Origin of the sequence: Acidovorax sp. SUPP3334 (assembly GCF_030159055.1) — a bacterium.
Classification (GTDB): domain Bacteria; phylum Pseudomonadota; class Gammaproteobacteria; order Burkholderiales; family Burkholderiaceae_C; genus Paracidovorax.
On sequence record NZ_BQXQ01000003.1, the window covers coordinates 25679 to 43405 of the forward strand.

The 17727-nt window shown below is 69.2% G+C and carries 16 protein-coding genes; 6 read left to right on the forward strand and 10 right to left on the reverse strand.

What is annotated here, in order from left to right; all coding sequences use genetic code 11:
- Nucleotides 1–36: 36 nt before the first annotated feature.
- The 4 genes from tadA to AVHM3334_RS01915 all read left to right on the forward strand — a co-directional run bounded on the left by tadA (nucleotide 37) and on the right by AVHM3334_RS01915 (nucleotide 4755).
- Nucleotides 37–1440: a tRNA adenosine(34) deaminase TadA gene (gene tadA, locus AVHM3334_RS01900; protein ID WP_284409163.1), complete on the forward strand. Its 1404-nt coding sequence runs from the start codon at nucleotides 37–39 to the stop codon at nucleotides 1438–1440.
- A 65-nt stretch (nucleotides 1441–1505) separates the two neighbouring features.
- Nucleotides 1506–2489 (forward strand): LD-carboxypeptidase, encoded by a 984-nt coding sequence (locus AVHM3334_RS01905; protein ID WP_284409165.1) that lies wholly within the window; start codon nucleotides 1506–1508, stop codon nucleotides 2487–2489.
- A 219-nt stretch (nucleotides 2490–2708) separates the two neighbouring features.
- Entirely contained in the window at nucleotides 2709–3650 is a 942-nt protein-coding gene (locus tag AVHM3334_RS01910; RefSeq protein ID WP_284409167.1) for an adenylate/guanylate cyclase domain-containing protein, read from the forward strand.
- 88 nt (nucleotides 3651–3738) lie between these two features.
- Nucleotides 3739–4755 (forward strand): asparaginase, encoded by a 1017-nt coding sequence (locus tag AVHM3334_RS01915; RefSeq protein WP_284409169.1) that lies wholly within the window; start codon nucleotides 3739–3741, stop codon nucleotides 4753–4755.
- A 21-nt stretch (nucleotides 4756–4776) separates the two neighbouring features.
- On the opposite strand, the gene AVHM3334_RS01920 is transcribed toward AVHM3334_RS01915, so the two are convergent.
- A complete protein-coding gene (locus tag AVHM3334_RS01920; RefSeq protein ID WP_284409171.1) occupies nucleotides 4777–5448 on the reverse strand; it encodes a hypothetical protein in 672 nt (223 codons plus the stop codon).
- Between the two features lie 167 nt (nucleotides 5449–5615).
- Between AVHM3334_RS01920 and AVHM3334_RS01925 the strand changes: the two genes are divergently transcribed.
- Entirely contained in the window at nucleotides 5616–6341 is a 726-nt protein-coding gene (locus AVHM3334_RS01925; protein WP_284409173.1) for a hypothetical protein, read from the forward strand.
- A 64-nt stretch (nucleotides 6342–6405) separates the two neighbouring features.
- Here AVHM3334_RS01925 and AVHM3334_RS01930 read toward each other — a convergent pair whose 3' ends face one another.
- From AVHM3334_RS01930 to AVHM3334_RS01950, 5 genes are all read right to left on the reverse strand, one after another.
- Entirely contained in the window at nucleotides 6406–7680 is a 1275-nt protein-coding gene (locus AVHM3334_RS01930) for an acyl-CoA dehydrogenase family protein (RefSeq protein ID WP_284409175.1), read from the reverse strand.
- A gap of 60 nt (nucleotides 7681–7740) precedes the next feature.
- Nucleotides 7741–8826: a phosphotransferase gene (locus tag AVHM3334_RS01935; RefSeq protein WP_284409177.1), complete on the reverse strand. Its 1086-nt coding sequence runs from the start codon at nucleotides 8824–8826 to the stop codon at nucleotides 7741–7743.
- Nucleotides 8827–8857: 31 nt separating this feature from the next.
- Complete coding sequence (locus AVHM3334_RS01940) at nucleotides 8858–9577, reverse strand: Crp/Fnr family transcriptional regulator (RefSeq protein WP_284409178.1); 720 nt, start codon at nucleotides 9575–9577, stop codon at nucleotides 8858–8860.
- Nucleotides 9578–9778: 201 nt separating this feature from the next.
- Nucleotides 9779–10558 (reverse strand): oxepin-CoA hydrolase, alternative type, encoded by a 780-nt coding sequence (locus tag AVHM3334_RS01945; RefSeq protein ID WP_284409180.1) that lies wholly within the window; start codon nucleotides 10556–10558, stop codon nucleotides 9779–9781.
- Nucleotides 10559–10643: 85 nt separating this feature from the next.
- A complete protein-coding gene (locus AVHM3334_RS01950; RefSeq protein ID WP_502869831.1) occupies nucleotides 10644–12167 on the reverse strand; it encodes a 3-hydroxyacyl-CoA dehydrogenase in 1524 nt (507 codons plus the stop codon).
- A gap of 112 nt (nucleotides 12168–12279) precedes the next feature.
- Here AVHM3334_RS01950 and AVHM3334_RS01955 point away from each other — a divergent pair, with 112 nt between their 5' ends.
- Nucleotides 12280–14502 carry a hypothetical protein gene (locus tag AVHM3334_RS01955; RefSeq protein WP_284409184.1) on the forward strand — a complete coding sequence of 741 codons (2223 nt, stop codon included), beginning with the start codon at nucleotides 12280–12282 and terminating at the stop codon, nucleotides 14500–14502.
- Nucleotides 14503–14598: 96 nt separating this feature from the next.
- On the opposite strand, the gene AVHM3334_RS01960 is transcribed toward AVHM3334_RS01955, so the two are convergent.
- From AVHM3334_RS01960 to AVHM3334_RS01975, 4 genes are read right to left on the reverse strand one after another with little or no spacing between them, the layout of a single operon-like run.
- Nucleotides 14599–15522, reverse strand: coding sequence for a thiamine phosphate synthase (locus AVHM3334_RS01960; protein WP_284409186.1), 924 nt, complete (start codon nucleotides 15520–15522; stop codon nucleotides 14599–14601).
- Nucleotides 15515–16342 carry a thiazole synthase gene (locus tag AVHM3334_RS01965; RefSeq protein WP_284409188.1) on the reverse strand — a complete coding sequence of 276 codons (828 nt, stop codon included), beginning with the start codon at nucleotides 16340–16342 and terminating at the stop codon, nucleotides 15515–15517. Before AVHM3334_RS01965 ends, AVHM3334_RS01960 begins: the two co-directional genes overlap by 8 nt.
- Nucleotides 16343–16347: 5 nt before the next feature.
- Nucleotides 16348–16545 carry a sulfur carrier protein ThiS gene (gene thiS, locus AVHM3334_RS01970; RefSeq protein ID WP_284409190.1) on the reverse strand — a complete coding sequence of 66 codons (198 nt, stop codon included), beginning with the start codon at nucleotides 16543–16545 and terminating at the stop codon, nucleotides 16348–16350.
- Entirely contained in the window at nucleotides 16542–17666 is a 1125-nt protein-coding gene (locus AVHM3334_RS01975; RefSeq protein WP_284409192.1) for an FAD-dependent oxidoreductase, read from the reverse strand. The genes thiS and AVHM3334_RS01975 overlap by 4 nt, the downstream gene beginning before the upstream one ends.
- Between the last annotated feature and the right edge of the window lie 61 nt (nucleotides 17667–17727).

The following is a 17727-nucleotide window of genomic DNA, read 5'->3' on the forward strand; positions in this document are numbered from 1 at the left end:
GAAATCATGCGCTGGCAGCTATAAAAGTAATAGCAAATGACCCTTGCGGCCGAGGATGACGACGCCCCCTGGATGCGCCTGGCCCTGGCCGAGGCCCGTGCCGCGGGCGAGGCCGGCGAGGTGCCCGTGGGCGCCGTGGTGGTGTGCGGCGGCGAAGTGATCGCCACGGGCCGCAATGCCCCCATCGCCGGGCACGACCCCACGGCCCACGCCGAGATCGCGGCGCTTCGGGCCGCGGCGGCATGTTTGGGCAACTACCGGCTCGACGGCTGCACGCTCTACGTCACCCTCGAACCCTGCGCCATGTGCAGCGGTGCCATGCTGCACGCCCGCTTGCCGCGCGTGGTGTATGGCGCGGCGGACGCCAAGACCGGAGCGGCGGGCTCGGTGGTGGACCTGTTCGCCGAGCCGAAGCTCAACCACCACACCGAGGTGCGGCGCGGCGTGCTGGCCGACGAGTGCGGCGCCGTGCTGAGCGGCTTTTTTCGCCAGCGGCGCGGCCAGCAGCGCGCGCTGGCCCTGGCCGCGCATCCGCTGCGCGACGATGCCCTGCGCACGCCCGACTCGGCCTTCGACAGCTTGGTCGGCCATGCCTGGGCGCCGCACTACCTGAGCGATCTGCCCTCGCTCGGCGGCCTGCGGCTGCACTATCTGGACGAAGGCCCGCGCGACGCCGCCCGCACCTGGCTGTGCCTGCACGGCCTGCCGACCGGCAGCTACCTGTACCGGCACATGCTGCCCGTGTTCGCTGCCGCGGGCGACCGCGTGGTGGTGCCCGACCTGATCGGCTTCGGCCGCAGCGACAAACCCAAGAAGGAAGCCGCGCACCGACTCGAGTGGCACCGGCAGGTGCTGATCGAATGCATCGAACGGCTGGACCTGCGCCGCACGGTGCTGGTGGTCCACGGCTGGGGCGGGGCGCTGGGAATGACGTTGCCCATGGCCTTGCCCGGCCGGTTCCAAGGGCTGCTGGCCATGAACACCTGGCTGGCAGGCACCGAAGCGCTGCTGCCGGCCGGCTGGGCGGCGTGGCAGGCCGATTGCGCCCGCGCGGGCCGCAGCCCGGGCGGCGCCGGGCGCCTGATGGCGCAGGCGTGCGGCCAGCGCCTTTCCGAGCAGGACCAGGTGGCGTACGACGCGCCGTTTCCCGACCCCGGCTTTCGTGCGGCGCTGCGAGCCTTGCCGCTGGCCCGGTGGCAGGGGCCAGAGGGCAGCGCCATCGCCCGCGAGGCGGCGGCCTTCTGGCAAAACGAATGGACCGGCCGCAGCCTGCTGGTCGGGGGCACGCCCGACGCCGCCTTGGGCCTGGCCGCCATGCAGGCGCTGCACGCGGCGGTGCGGGGCAGTCCGCCACCCGTGGCGCTGGCCGGTGCCGGGCATTTCGTGCCGGAGCAGGGCGCCGGGATCGCCGCGCAGGCTGTGGAATACTTCCGCCTCTAGCGCGCCGGCATGGCTCCGGCGCACACACCGCATCCACCGGAGCGGGCCCGCGCGGCCTGAATGCCTTGTCCCTTGCTTCCCACGACGACCATGCCCATTGCGGCCATGACCACGGTCCCCGGCACATCTACATCTATTCGCCCTCCGGGGCCGTGCGCGACAAGGCGGCCTTCAAGCGCGGCGTGGCCCGCCTCAAAGCCATGGGCCATGAGGTCGAGGTGGATGCCGATGCCCTTGCCGTCCACACGCGGTTCGCCGGCGACGACGCCACCCGGCTCGCCGCCATCCACCGCGCGGCCGCCAGCGGCGCCGACCTGGCGCTGATCTCGCGCGGGGGCTACGGCCTCACCCGCATCCTGCCGGGCATCCGCTACAAGGCGGTGGCCAAGGCGGTGGCGGGCGGCACCCGCTTCGTGGGCGTGAGCGATTTCACGGCGTTCCAGAATGCACTGCTGGCCAAGACCGGCGCCATCACCTGGGCAGGCCCTTCGCTGGTGGGCGACCTGGGCACCCAGGGCGAGCCCGACGACATCATGCTGGCCTGCCTGGACGACCTGCTCACCGGCCACGGCGAGGGCAGCGGCTGGCGCATGAACGCCGAAAAGCCCAATGCCGCCGGCCAGCCTGCCGTGCGCGATATCTACGTCAAAAGCGCTCAATTGTGGGGCGGCAACCTGGCGGTGCTCGGCTCGCTGGTGGGCACGCCTTACCTGCCCGCGGTGCGCGGCGGCATTCTGTTCATCGAAGACGTGAGCGAGCACCCCTACCGCGTGGAGCGTCTGCTCACCCAATTGCTGCACGCCGGTGTGCTGGCGCAGCAAAAGGCCGTGATCCTGGGCCAGTTCACCGAGTACCGGCTGGCGCCGCACGACAAGGGCTTCAAGCTGCAGAGCGTGGTGGACTGGCTGCGCACGCAGATCAAGGCGCCCGTGCTCACCAATCTGCCTTATGGACACGTGGCCACCAAGGTGCTGCTGCCCGTGGGGGCGTCGGTGTCGCTGTCGGTGGAAGGGCGGGATGCGCTGTTGTACTGGGGACACACCCACTGACAAGGCGCTGGCACCACGGCGGTGCCCCGGCGGTGCCGCGCGCTGCACGGCGGCGATGTCGGCCCCATAATTTGCATTCCGTTTCCATTCTTTCTTTCACGTGCCTGCTCCTCTCGCGTGCTTGCACGCTTTATCGACCCTTTCCTGCCCCTGCGCTCTCAACCATCGCCGCGTGATGGCGGCTAGGGCTGCGCCCGGCATGGGCCCGGAGGTGGCGCCATGACGCCCTTCGGCAACCCCGTTCACACCGTCGTGTTCGCCGACATCGCAGGCAGCACCGCGCTGTTCGAAGCCGTTGGCAACGAGCGCGCGACCGCCGCCGTCACCCAGTTGACCGACTGGATCGGCGAAACCGTCACCTCGCACGGTGGCCGGGTGGTCAAGACGCTGGGCGATGGCGTTCTGGGGGTGTTCGAAGACGGTGCGGCCGGGGTGGCCGCCATGGCCGCGATGATGCGCAGCCACCGCCAGCGGATGCACGCCTGGCCGCGCGAACTGCGCCTGGACCTGCGGGCGGGCCTGGCCAGCGGCGAGATCGTGCAGGTGGATGGCGACTGCTACGGAGACGCCGTGAACGTGGCGGCCCGCCTGTCCGAACGCGCCGGCCCGCGCGAGATCTGGGCGACTGAAGCCACCGTCGAGCAAGCCGGTTCGGTGGACGGCACCGGGTTCGTGCGCCTGGGCGCCATGGACCTGCGCGGCCGGTCCGAGCCCATCGTGATGTACCAGGTCGAGTGGCGCGACGGCGAAGAGGGCGATTCGATCACCATGCAGGCGGCGCTGCCCAGCGCGGTGGTGCCGCTCGATTCGGGCAGCGCTTGCCTGGAGCTGTCCTGGGGCGGCGCGCACCGCGCCTTCTTGTCGGCGCAAGCGCCCGTGCACCTGGGCCGGGCCGCGCAGGCGCAGGTGCATGTGTCCGACCCGCGCGTTTCGCGCCTGCACGCCCGCATCGACTGGCGCAACGGCACCTTCGTGCTCACCGACCTCAGCAGCTTCGGCACCTGGGTGCACTTCGGGGGCGGCAGCACCGTCGTCAACCTGCGCCGCGATGCCTGCCTGCTGCACGGCACCGGGCTGATCGCGCTCGGGGTGCCGCTGGGCAAGGCCGGTGGGCCGACGGTGGGCTTTCGCGTATCGGGCGGCATCGTGCTGCCGCATTGAGACCGCGACCTTTTTTCGGCCGGTAGCCCCCAGTGCCCGCGGGCCGGCTGTTGCAGCTTGCGGCTTCATTCAGAAAGCGAGCGAACCCATGCGACATGCCCCATTGATCGAACTCACCCGCAGTGGAATCCCGGAAAGCCTGCACGCGGGCTCGGTGGCCGTGACGGACCGGCACGGCCGGCTGCTGGCCCAGGTGGGCGACCCTTTTTCGCGGGTGTTCACCCGCTCGACCATCAAGGCCTTCCAGGCGCTGCCGCTGCTGCGCTCCGGCGGCGTGCAGGCCCTGGGCTGGGGCGAGCGCGAGTTGGCCCTGCTGTGCGCCAGCCACAACGGCGAGGCGCAGCATGTGGAGGTGGTGCAGGGCATGCTGGACAGCGTGGGCCAGCCCCACACCGTTCTGCGCTGCGGCTGCCATGTGCCGATGTTCGCGGCCCTGGGGCTCGGCGCGCTGGCACCGGGTTTCGTGCCGGACGAACGCCACCACAACTGCAGCGGCAAGCACACGGGATTCGTGGCCTATTGCGTGCAGCAGGGCCTGCCGTTCGCCGACTACACCGATCCCGCGCACCCACTGCAGGCCCAGGTGCGAAACGAGGTGGCCAATGCCGTGGGGCTGTCGCCCGGCGACATGGCGATGGGCATCGACGGTTGCTCGGCCCCCAACTACGCCATGCCGCTCGCCCACCTGGCGCGGGGCTATGCCCGGCTGGCCGGCGAGGCGCCGGACGATGGTGAGCTGGGGCAGCACCTGGCGCCGCTGGCCGATGCCATGGTGGCGTTCCCCGCGCTGGGCTCGGGCACCGGGCGGCACGATGCCGACTTCATGCGCATCGGCGGCGGCGACTGGGTGTCCAAGACCGGCGCCGATGGCGTCCAGGTGCTGGGCAGCCGCAGCCGCGCAGAGGCGTTCGCGCTCAAGGTCATGGATGGCAACATGACCGCGCAGGTCGCGGCCAGCGTCGAGGTGCTGGACCAGCTCGGCTGGCTGAGCGCCGCGCAGCGCGAGGCATTGCAGCCCTGGCGATCCGCGCCGCTGCTGAGCGCACGCGGCGTGCCCGTGGGGGAACGCCGGGCCGTGTTCCGGCTGGAGCGCCCGGCGGTTTGAGTCAAAAAGGCCTCTGGCGCTTTATCGATAAGCGCTGGCAGCTACGAAAACAGTAGCAAACGGCCAGGTGTCGGGCAGGATGTAGGCCACGCCGGCCGACTGGCCGAACACCGGCGCGATGAGCCGGTCGTAGAACGCCGCGTCCACATTCACGCAGCCATAGGAGATGCGCTTGTCCTCTGCGCTGCCGTGGGTCAGCCGTTCACGGCGGCGTTCGGCAGGGCTCACGCTGCGCAGGCGGTGCAGGGAGACGGCGGCGTCGTAATCGATCCAGACGATGTCGTCGCCCCGCAGGTTCAGGCCGGGCTCGGTCAGGAAGCGGCCGGCGGGCGTCGTGCGCTCTTGCGGCCGGATCTGCGACAGCGGCCTGTCGCCGATGCCCGGCACCGTGGCGTCCCCACGCGCCGAACCCAGCAGCACCGCCGCGCTGCCGCGCCATCGGCCGTCGGGCGCGAACACATGCATGCGCGCGTGCAGCTTGTCGATCACGGCGAACGGCAGCCCGCCGTTGTCCGCGGTGCCCTGCACCCAGCGCACCAGTTGCAAGGCATGCTCCGACGTGCCCTCGGGCGGCCAGGTGGCGGCGCCCGCAGCCCAGGCGCCGGGGCAGGGCAGCAGGACCAGTGCAGCGGCGGCGGCGATGACCGCACGGCGGTGGTGGGCGGTGTTCGGATGGGCTGGCGTGGCGGTCATGCGGGTGAAGGCGGCGGAAGCGGCTGAGGTGTCTGGAGCGGCGGGCGTGGCGTGCGTGGCATTGCCGAGGGGTGGAAAGTGCGGTGCATGCCAGCCCTTGCGGGCATCACCTGCGGGTTTGGGCGAATAATGGACGCTTCTTTTTCGTTCCCCCGGATTTTCACGCCATGTTCGAGCGCTTTCGCAAAGCCTTCGCCCTGGGCATTCGCCCCGACGATCCTCCGCGCCCCGTCTCGCTGGAAGAGACGGAGCAGTGGGCGGCCGCGCAAGGCCTGGCTTTCTCCCGCACCGCGGAGCCCGGCGGCTTTCTGCTGCTGGGCCAGTACGAAGGCCACACCTGGCGGCTGGAGTGCGGCGCGCCCCAGCGCCACTACCTGCGGGGCACCGAACTGCGTGCCCGCATCGACGTCGGCGTGCGGCCCGACCTGGCGCTGATGCTCGTGTCCCGCCCGCTCAAGGAAGCGCTGGAGGGCGAGGCCTACGGTGCCTTCACCGACACGCTGCAAACCTCCCTCACCGGCGATCTGCCGGAAGAAGTGCGCTGGCTGGCCGTGTTCGAGGAAATGGCCTGGCCCGGCGTGCCGCTCGCTTTCTGGCAGCACTTCGCCGTGGTGGGCGAGGGCGGTGGCCATGCCAAGCGCTGGGTTCAGGAAACGATGATTTCGCATCTGCTGGAAATGCTGCTGCCCAGCCAGGGCGAGCCCGAAGCCTCGGGCGTGCGCCCGCCCAAAGCCCCGCCGCTGATGCTCATGGTGGCGCGCGGCAAGGTATCGCTGCGCATGCAGTACCCGGGCGATCACCTGCACGCGCTGGCGGATGCGGTGATGCTGCTGCATGAAGCAGCCCGCAGCGCCATGCAGCATCTGCCGCACGGTGCTGCCGACGAGGGCTGAGCACCGCCACTTGAGGCAGCGCGGCACCTTTTTGTGAATGGATGGGCGGCCTTACCTTGCAACCTCAGCAACCGCGCGTGATGGGCGGCTCCACGGTGCTGCCGTAGGGCGCGTATTTGCCCAGCTCCCACTTCGCGATGGCATTGCGGTGCACTTCGTCCGGGCCATCGGCAAAGCGCAGGGTGCGTGCGTTGGCGTAGGCGTAGGCGAGCGGGAAGTCATCGCACATGCCGCCGCCGCCGTGCACCTGCATGGCCCAGTCGATCACCTGGCAGGCCATGCTGGGCGCCACCACCTTGATCATGGCGATCTCGGTGCGGGCGACCTTGTTGCCCGCCACGTCCATCAGCCAGGCGGCTTTCAGCGTGAGCAGGCGTGCCATGTCGATCTTGCAGCGCGCTTCGGCGATGCGCTCCTGCGTCACGGTCTGCTGTGCCACTGTCTTGCCGAAGGCCGTGCGGCTGCTGGCGCGGCGGCACATCAGTTCGAGCGCGCGTTCAGCCAGGCCGATGAGGCGCATGCAATGGTGGATGCGGCCAGGGCCCAGGCGGCCTTGGGCGATCTCGAAGCCGCGGCCCTCGCCCAGCAGGATGTTGGAGGCGGGCACGCGCACGTTCTCGAACACCATCTCCACGTGGCCGTGGGGTGCGTCGTCGTAGCCGAACACGTTCAGCGGGCGCAGCACGCGAATGCCGGGCGCATCGGCGGGCACCAGCACCATGCTCTGCTGCGAATGGCGGGCCGCTTCGGGATCGCTCTTGCCCATGGTGATGAACACCGCGCAGCGCGGGTCCGCCGCGCCGGAGATCCACCATTTGCGCCCGTTGATGACGTATTCGTCGCCGTCGCGTTCGATGCGCGTCTCGATGTTGGTCGCGTCGCTCGATGCCACGTCGGGTTCGGTCATGGCGAAGGCCGAGCGGATCTTGCCCTCCAGCAGCGGCTTGAGCCAGCGCGCCTTGTTCTCGTCGCTGCCGTAGCGGGCGATGGTTTCCATGTTGCCGGTGTCGGGTGCCGAGCAGTTGAACACCTCGCTGGCCCATGGAACGCGGCCCATGATTTCGGCGAGGGGCGCGTATTCCTGGTTGGTCAATCCCGCGCCGTCGTAGCCCGAAGCCGCCGCGCTGTCCACGGGTAGAAACAGGTTCCACAGCCCGGCGGCGCGGGCCTTGGGCTTGAGCTGTTCGATGGTGTCCAGCGCCGTCCAGCGCTTGCCTGCGGCGGTGTTGGCCGCCAGTTCTGCGGCATAGGCGGGCTCCGAGGGGTAGATGTGGTCGTCCATGAACTGGCGCAGGCGGGCCTGCAGGTCCTGGGTCTTGGGGGAGTAATCAAAATCCATCGGGGTTCTCCGTTTGAAAGGCTGGGGCTGGCAGGCGCGGCAGCGGCGCCCGCCATGGGGTCACATGCGCTGGGCGAATCCCCAGGCCATCTGGGCCAGGGGCCGCGCCCCTTCGCCCGAAGTGCGGGCCTGGGCGCTGGAGGCGGTGCCGGCTTCGACCCGCTTGGCGATGCCTTGCAGGATCGAGGCGAGCCGGAACAGGTTGTAGGCCAGGTAGAAGTTCCAGTCGGCGCGCAGCGCCTCGGGCGTGGTGAAGCCGGTGCGTTCGCAGTAGCGGCGGATGTACTCGGCTTCGTCCGGAATGCCCAGCGCGGCGATGTCCAGCCCGGCGATGCCGCGGAACATGCCCGGCGGGATGTGCCAGGCCATGCAGTGGTAGCTGAAATCGGCCAGCGGGTGGCCCAGGGTGGACAGCTCCCAGTCCAGCACCGCGATCACGCGGTTCTCGGTGGGGTGGAACATCAGGTTGTCGAGCCGGAAGTCGCCATGCACGATGGACACGCGGTTCTCGTCGCGCGCGCTGGCCGGAATGTGCGCCGGCAGCCATTCCATGAGCCGGTCCATCTCTTCGATGGGCTGGGTGATGGAGGCGGCGTATTGCTTGCTCCAGCGGCCGATCTGTCGGTCGAAGTAGTTGCCCGGCTTGCCGTAGCTGGCCAGCCCCCGCTCGGCGAAGCGCACGCTGTGCAGCGCCGAGATCACGCGGTTCATCTCGTCGTAGATGGCGCCGCGCTCGGCCGGCTGCAGGCCGGGCAGCGACTGGTCCCACAGCACGCGGCCTTCCATGAACTCCATCACATAGAAGGCGCGGCCGATCACCGATTCGTCCTCGCACAGCACATGCATCTGCGGCACGGGCACGTCGGTGCCTGCCAGCCCGCTCATCACGGCGAATTCGCGCTCGATCGCATGGGCCGATGGCAGCAGCTTGGCGACCGGCCCGGGCTTGGCGCGCATCACGTAGCTGCGCTGGGGCGTGACGAGCTTGTAGGTCGGATTGGACTGGCCGCCCTTGAACATCTCCACCGTCAGCGGACCTTGAAAGCCTTCCAGGTGCCGGCCCAGCCAGTCGCTCAGGGCCTGGGTGTCGAACGCGTGCTGCTCGGAGACGGGCCGGGTGCCGATGAAGTGGTCGTAGTTGCTCATGGAGTGCGAAGGCTGGAGTGTGGGGCGGCGGTCAGTTGTCGGTTTCTGCGATGCGCATCAGGGCTTCGCGGTCACGCACCACGAGGCCGCCGGGTTCGATGCGGATGGCGTCCTCGCGCTCCATCGATTTCAGTTCCTGGTTCACGCGCTGGCGCGATGCGCCCAGCAACTGCGCCAGTTCTTCCTGCGCCAGTTGCAGGCCGATGCGCATCTCGCGCCCGTCCGACAAGCTGGGAATGCCGTAGCTGCGCACCAGGTGCAGCAACTGCTTGGCCAGCCGCGCGCGCAGCGGCAGGGTGTTGAGGTCTTCCACCAGGCCGTAGAGCTGGCGGATGCGCCGTGCATGCAGCCGCAGCATGGCTTCGTAGAACTCCACGTGCGCGTTCAGGATCTTGCGGAAGTCGGCCTTGGCCACGCACAGGATGGTCGTGTCGCCGTGCGCATAGGCATCGTGCGTGCGGCGGTCCCCGTCGAAGATCGCCACGTCGCCGAACCAGATGCCGGGCTCCACATACGTGAGCGTGATCTGCTTGCCCGAGATCGACGTGGAGCTCACCCGCACCGCACCGCGCGCGCAGGCGATCCACTCCTCGGGCGGGTCGCCGCGGGCGGCGATCAGGCCGCCGTCCTTGAAACGTTTGACGTACGCGCATCGGAGAATGTCGTGCCGCAGAGAGGGGGACAGGGAAGAGAACCAGCGACCGGTGTTGATCGCTTCACGTTCTTCGATGGTAAGAATGGGGTCGTCCATGGTCTGTCTTTTGGGTGACTGGTAGCACTTTCATTGTCGCGCGGGGGACCGGCGCCACCGCCTCTCGTTGTCCCGAGGCTGTCGCCTGTGTGTCTGGCGAACGCGCGCAGCTGCGCAGCGCCTGCCGCCGTGACGGGCATTCGCTGAAAGCGCAAGGGAAATATGCCCCGCGCCGCTGTTTTCTATGTCTTTTTTGCTATCTTATTGATAGCGGGCGTCGCGCTTTTCCAGAAACGCGGAGATGCCTTCGCCGGCATTGGGGTGCTGCAGGTTGCGCACGAAGTGCTGGCGCTCCTGGGCCAGTTGGGCGGTGAGCGTGTTCTGCGGGGCGTCGCCGATCAGCTCCTTCATGCTCGCCAGCGCATTGGGTGCGCGGCCGTTCAGTGTGCCGGCCAACTCCAGTGCGCAGGCCAGTGCCGAGCCGGCCTGCGAAAGCCGGTTGACCACGCCCAGCGCGTGCAGCCGTTCGGCCTCCACCTTGCCGCCGCCCATCAGCATCTCGCTGGCCAATTGGCGCGGCAGGGCGTGGGCAAGGCTCCAGCTCGCGCCGCCGTCGGGCGACAGGCCGATGTTGCTGTATGCCGTGGTGAAGGTCGCATTGCGCGCGGCCACGATCAGGTCGCACGCCAGCGCGAGCGAAAAGCCTGCGCCCGCCGCGGCGCCCTCGACCGCCGCGATCACAGGCTTCGGGTAGGCGCGGATGGTTTCGATCCAGTGGTGCAGCGCCTCCACGCCCTGCGCCTGCGCTTCGGCGTTTTCCTGGCGCCGTGCCAACAGCCGCTGCAGATTGCCGCCTGCGCAGAACGTGCCGTCGGCGCCGGTGATCACCACGCTGCGCACGTCCGTGCCGCGTTCGGTGCCGTTCAGTGCTTCGATGCCCGCCGCGTAGATGGCCGGATCGAGCGCGTTGCGCATCTCCGGGTGGCGAATGGTCAGCACGAGGGTCTGGCCGTGGGTGGTGCTCTGAAGCTGTGCGGGCATGGGCGCCTAAGGTGATGGAACGACGAAAGAAGGGCCGGACACCTGTCCGGCCTGTGAAGGGGACTGCGTGCGGACTGTGGCGCTTTTACTCTTCTTCGTGCAGCAGGCTGAGCCCGATCGCACCGCGCCGGCGCAGCCAGGGGCTGGGGCGGTAACGCGTGTCGCCGTACACCGTCTGCATGTTGAACAGCACTTCCAGGATGTTGGTCGGTCCCCAGCGGTTGCCCATGGCCAAAGGCCCGAGCGGATACCCCAGGCCCAGCGTGACCGCCGTTTCCAGGTCGGCAGGGCTGCAGATGCCTTGCTGGCAGATGTCGCTCGCGATGTTCACGATGGTGGCCACCACGCGCTGCGTGACGAAGCCGCCGCTGTCGCGGATCACGCTCACCGGCTTGCCGTCGCGTGCGAAGAGCGCGTGGGCCGCATTGCGGATGTCCACGCGCGTTGCGGGGTTGGTGGCCAGCACGCGGCGGCGCGTGGCCGTGTCTTCCACCAGCACGTCGATGCCGATCGTGCGTGCGGGGTCGAGCCGCTCCACCACGGCCACTGTGGTGATGTCGAAGCCCAGGGGCGCTACCAGCGTGATGGCGGTGGGCGAGGGCGACGTGCCGGTTTCGACCTGCGCGCCCAGGTCCTTGAGCAACTGGTACAGCTCGGCCCGGCGCGCGGCGCGGGGCGACACCCAGACCGGCGGCACCGTGTCCACGACCGGCACGGGTGGCTCGGCCGGCACCTGCGCGGCGCCGTCGGCGTAGCGGTAGAAGCCCTCGCCCGTTTTCCTGCCGAGCATGCCACCGGCCAGGCGCTGGGCGGTGATCACGCTGGGGCGGTAGCGAGGCTCTTCGAAATACTGGTGGTAGATCGACTCCATGACCGGATGCGACACGTCCAGCGCCGTCAGGTCCATCAGCTCGAAAGGCCCCAGCTTGAACCCGACCTGATCGCGCAGGATGCGGTCCACCGTGGCGAAATCGGTAATGCCTTCGTTCACGATGCGCAGGGCCTCGGTGCCGAAGCCGCGGCCCGCATGGTTGACGATGAAGCCCGGCGTGTCCTGCGCCCGCACGGGCGTGTGGCCCATGCAGCGGGCATGGGCCGCCAGCCGCTCGCACACGGCAGGGTCGGTGCGCAGGCCGGCGATCACCTCCACCACCTTCATCAACGGCACGGGATTGAAGAAATGAAAACCCGCCAATCGCTGGGGGTGTTTGAGCGCCGCTCCAATGGCCGTCACCGAAAGTGACGAGGTGTTGCTTGCAAGCACTGTTTCTGTGGCGACAATGCGTTCCATCTGCGCAAAAAGCGACTGCTTGGCGTCGAGGCGCTCCACAATGGCCTCCACGATCAGGTCGCATGGCGCCAGATCTTCGAGGGAGGACACCGCCGTTACCCGTGATTGCCACTCGGAGGCCTGGCTTTCGGACACGCGGCCCTTGCCTACAAGGCGCAGCAATTGCTGCTTGATATGGTGAATCGCTTCGCCCGCAGAATCGGGACGCGCGTCAAATAGAAGAACATTGCTGCCGGCCTGTACCGCCATCTGGGCAATGCCATGGCCCATGGCACCTGTGCCTACGATGCCCACGGTTGAGAAGGGGTTGCTGATCATGGGGCGCATTATGGCGGCGGCTTATTGGGGAGTACTTATGTGCCAGAATGGGCCGAACAAAAAAGAAACTGTTGTGAAAATAAGTAACGCGATTCTTGGTGCAAGTTTGTCGATGGTTGTCTGCAGCGCCACGGCCCTTTCGCTGGGCGCTAGCCGCGGGGCGGTCGTTCTGGGGGCTCCGGTGGATCTGGTCTTCGAGATCCAGCCCGATCCAGGAACCGATGTGGATGCCTCCTGCGTGGCGGCCCGGCTTGTTTCCGGCGAAACGCCCATTCCCGATTCGAAGGTGCGTGTCACGCCGCTGCCGGTCGCTGCCGGCCGTTCCACCGCCGTCAGAGTGCAGGCCAATGTCTCGGCCGACGAACCCATTCTGACCGCCACCCTGACCGCTGGTTGCCGCGGTGGTGTTACACGAAACTACACATTTTTTGCGCAGTTGCCCGAGTCGGCAGTCGGCGCCTCCCGTCCCGTGGACATCGGCCAGCTGGCCCGACCCCGCGCTGGCGCCAATGGCGCCTCTTCAGGGGCCGGTGCGTCCAGCGAGCGGGCGACCGGCGCTGGGACCCGCCCGGCCGGCACGGGCACTGGCACTGCTCGCCCACCCCGGACAGAACCGCGCTCCCCGGCTTCGGCCACCCGCGCGCGCGCCAGTAACGCGCCAGCGCCCGGCCGGGCGGCGATTCCCCGGGCACCGGAGCCGGCACCCGCCGAACGCCCACGCCTGGTGATGGAGCCGTTGGACGTCTGGCTCGATGCACCTTTGCCATTGCGCGCCGCGCCGGAAATGGTCGCACCCACCGCCGCCGATGCCAGCCCGCAGCGCACCGAAGCCGCTGCCTTGTGGAAGGCCCTGAATACGCCCGTGGAAGAACTGCAGCAGTCCGCAGCACGCACCGGCAGGCTGGAAGCGGAAGTGGCGACCCAGCGCGCCCAGGCCGCGTCGGAGCGCACCGCTGCGGCCGAACTCAAGCAGCAACTCGAAGCGGCCGAGTCCGAGCGTTTTTCATCCACCGTGGTCTACGGGCTTTTGGCGTTGCTGGCGCTGGCCCTCGGCCTGGCCGCCTGGATCTGGATGCGGGCACGCCGGCAATCCGAACTGGCCTGGAGCCATGCCGTGGCTGCCAGCGGCGGCCAAGGGCCGGCAGGCGGCGTGGTGGGGGACGGTCCCACGGGGCGTGAGTCCATTCAGACCGCTCCGCAGCCCGCCGACGATTGGGCCAGCGTGCCTGCGCCAGGGCCGGTATCGGCCCCGGTGCCGATGGCGGTGCCGGTGCCGATGGCGGTGCCGGTGCCTCCTGCTCCCATGCCTGCACCGGCGCCGGTCAAGCCCCCGGTCCGCGCCGCGACCTTGCCCGAGCGCGCTCCCCCTCCGGTGATGCGCCGCACCGAACCCTCGATGCGCAGCGTCCCTGCGCCGTTGGCTCCCACCGCACCCGCCCCCGTCCAGGCGCCCGCGCCGTCGCCTGCGCCTGTACCGGCCCCTGCGGCATCCGTGCCGCGGGCCGTGCCCATCGTGCATCCGGAAGACCTGTTCGATATTCAGCAGCAGGCCGACTTCTTCGTCTCGGTGGGCGAGCACGACCAGGCCATCGGGGTGCTCAAGCGCCACATCACCGAGCACGGCGAAACCTCGCCCTTCGCTTATCTGGAGCTGCTGCGCCTTTATCACACGCTGAGCCGGGTGGAGAGCTTCAACCAGCTGCGCGCCCAGTTCCAGGCGCAGTTCAATGCGAACGTGCCGGAGTTCTCTTCGTTCCATCGCACCGGCCATACGCTGGAAAGCTACACCGAAGCGCTGGCGGCCATCGAGGCCGAATGGTCGTCGCCCGACGTGCTCGACACGCTGGAAGGCTGCCTGTTCCGGCGCGGAGAAGACGCGATCGCGTCACCGTTCGATCTGTCCGCGTACGACGACCTGCTGCTGCTGCTGGCCATCGCCCAGACCACGCCCGCCAGCGCCCGGGGCGCGCCGCCGCCGCGCACCCGGACCACGCCGCTCACGCCGCCGCCTGACGACTTCGCGCCGCCGCCCATGACCGCGCCACGCGAGCCCGCGTTGAACAGCAGCGAGCAGGAATTGCAGTCCCTCGATTCGCTGTCGGCCGGTTTCTCGTGGGAGTCGATTCCTGCACCTCTGGCCGCCAAACCGATCTCCGAGGCCATGCTGGACATCGACCTGAACGATCCACCACCGCTCACGCAAAGCGACCTGCCGCCCGTGCCGGTCACCGCGCCGCCCCCGGCCGGTCAGCCGATCGGCTTCGGCATGGAGAGCGACAAACTGGAGCTGCGGCTCGAACTGGAAGAGTTGGAGCGAAAGCGCACGGAGAAGTAGGGCCGCGCAAAAAACAGGAAAAGGCCCCTCGGGGCCTTTTTCAATGGCGGGGCGCGCTGTGCCGTGGCGTTTTCGATTCGGACGGCCCAGTCCTGGTCAGCCGGCCATGCGGGCCATCAGGTCTTGCGCGGCACCTTCGGGGTCCACCGCATTCACGAGGGCCCTCACCATGGCGATCGAACCCACGCCGGTCGCCAGCACCTCGTCGAATTGCTCCGCGCCAATGCCGCCGATCGCCACCATCGGGTAGTGGCGCATCAGTCGCGCATAGCCCGCCAGCCGTGCCACGCCTTGGGGCACTGTCGCCATCTTCTTGAGCGTGGTCGGAAACACCGCACCCATGGCCACGTAGCTGGGCGATGCGGCGTCGGCGCGCACCATTTCCGCATAGCCGTGGGTGCTGACGCCCAACCGCAGGCCCGCGCCGCGAATGGCCTGCAGTTGCTCGGGCTGCAACGCGTCCAGGTCTTCCTGGCCCAGGTGCACGCCGTAAGCGCCGGCATCGATGGCGGCTTGCCAGTGGTCGTTGATGAACAGCAGCGCGGGCGTGCCGCGCACGGCCGCTACGGCGGCCCGTACTTCGGGCGCGATGGTGTCCGCATCGTCCGTCTTGTACCGCAGCTGAACGGTCGGCACGCCGGCGCGGGCCATCCGGCCCACCCATTGGGCGTCGGGCAGCACGGCATAGAGGCCGAGCTGCTGGGGGCAGGCGGGGAAGGGCTGGCGGTGCGGCAGCGGCTGCAGTCCAAAGTCTTCGGGGGCATCGGGCCACTGCGCGGCATCGAAGCCGCCGCTGCGGTCCGTCTGTGCCTGCCAGGCCCGGGCGAGGCACTCGGCATCGCTGGCGATAAAGCCCAATGCGCTGCAGGCCTGCAGGGCCGCTCGGTATACCGGGCCGCCCGACAGCGGCACGGGGGCCGGCTGGGACGGGAAGTCGGCGAAGGCGGTGCCATGCGCGGCCACGATGGCGCGCACCGATGCAGCGTGCCCCGAAGCGCTTCCGTGCAGCATTTCAGCCATGGTCGTGATGCCAGAAAGGGGTGCCCAGCACGGGGGTGCTGGGCTGGGCGGCTTCCTGCGCGGCCATGGCGCCCGCACGGCGGGCGGTGTGCCCGGCATGCACGGCGTCGGCGAAGGCGCCGGCCATGGCCACGGGGTCTTGCGCCAGGGCGACTGCGGTGTTCAGCAGCACGCCGTCGTAGCCCCATTCCATGACCTGGCAGGCATGCGAGGGCAGTCCCAGGCCGGCGTCCACGAGCATGGGCACATCCAGGCGCTCGCGCAGCAGTTGCAGCGCATACGGGTTGACCGGGCCGCGGCCGGTGCCGATGGGCGCCGCCCAGGGCATGACGGCCTGGCAGCCCACATCGACGAGGCGCTGGCACAGCACGAGGTCTTCGGTGCAGTACGGCAGCACCTGGAACCCGTCGCGGATCAACTGCGAGGCGGCATCGACGAGGTTCAACGTGTCCGGCTGCAGGGTGTAGTCGTCGCCGATCAGCTCCAGCTTGATCCACGGCGTGTTGAACAATTCGCGCGCCATCTGCGCGGTGGTGATGGCCTCCTGCACGCTGTGGCAGCCAGCGGTGTTGGGCAGCACGGGCACGTTCAGGCGCTTGAGCAGGTTCCAGAAGCCGCTGCCGGTCTCGGCCGCGTTGCTGCCCTGGCGGCGCAGCGAGGCCGTCACCATGGCGGGCCGGGCGCGCTGCACGGCGGCTTCCAGCACGCTGGGCGAGGGATAGCGGGCCGTGCCCAGCAGCAGGCGGCTGGAAAAGCGCTGGCCGTACAGGACCAGCGCGTCATCGGTTGTGGCGGTGTCGCAAGGGGATGGAGATGCCATGGCGCTCAGCCGCCCGTCACGGGCGAGATCACTTCCACCCGGTCGCCCTGGGCGAGCTGACGCAGGTGGTATTGGGTGTTGGGAACGAAGACGGTGTTCACGGCCACGGCGTAGGGCGGGCGCGCGGCGATGGCGGCCAGCGCGTCGGCCACCGTGGCGGGCTCCGGCAGGGTGGTGGCGGTCTGGTTGATGGTGATGTTCATGGAGAAAGGGCAGCCTCTTCGGCGAGGTGCAGGGCCAAATCGAAACGGGGAGCCAGCGCCGATTGTCCTTCGTTCAGCAACTCCATCACCACATCAAGGATGGCCGGGGCGATCATGAAGCCATGCCGGTACAGGCCGTTCACCTCCAGCACGCGCGGGCGCACCTGGCGAATGGCGGGCAGGTTGTCGGGCAGGGTGGGCCGGCACTGGGTGGCGACCTCCAGGATGCGGGCCTCGGCAAAGCCGGAATGCACCGCGTACGCTGCGCTCAGCAATTCCAGCGTGGAGCGAACGCTGGCGGGTGACAGGTCGTCCGATTCGATCTCGGTCGCGCCGATCACGAACAGGTGGTCTTCCTTGGGCGCGATGTAGATCGGATAGCGCGGGTGCACCAGTCGCGTGGGGCGCCGCAGCGTCACTTCGGGTGCATGCACGCGCACGACCTCGCCGCGCACGCCGCGCAGCGCATTCCACTGCGTGCGCGCGCCCAGGCCCCGGCAGTCGATCACCCAGTCGGGCTGGCCAGGCGTGCCGGGCGAGAAGTCGGTGGGCGCGCGTGGACTGTTCCAGAGCGCCCGCACCCCCAGGCCGGCGAAGCTGGCTTGCAGCGCCGCCAGAAGCTGGCGGTTGTCCAACTGGCCTTCGCCTGGCAGATACAGGCCCTGGGGGAAGCGCTGGCCCACGGCCGGTTCATGCGCTTGAACGCCCGCGGCATCCAGCACCTGCAACGCGGGCAGTTCGGGCAGCGCGGCATTGGTGCGTTCGAGCTGGCCGCGCAGCCGTGCGGCGTCGGGCGCATCCTGGCGGTGCCAGAGGATCAGCGTGCCTGCCTGCTGAAAGAACACGGGCGATTCCAGCCGGGCCAGCAACTGGGGCCATCGCGTGAGCGCGTGGTGGCCCATGCGCACCACGCCGGGCTCGGTGACGGCGGACTCGGCCAGCGGCGCCAGCATGGCGGCCGCGACGCGCGCGGCAGCGCCTTGCGCATCGGGGCCGGCCGCCTCGTGGACCGTGACGGCGTGGCCCTGGCGGGCCAGTTCCACCGCGAGCAGCCGGCCCATGAGGCCGGCGCCGAGAATGGCGATCGAAGAAGGGGAAGAGGGGGAGAGAAGGGGGCGCATCGGGTCCGTCTGTCTGCAAGCCAACAGGGGGACAAAACGGGAAGGGTCCGCCGATGAAACT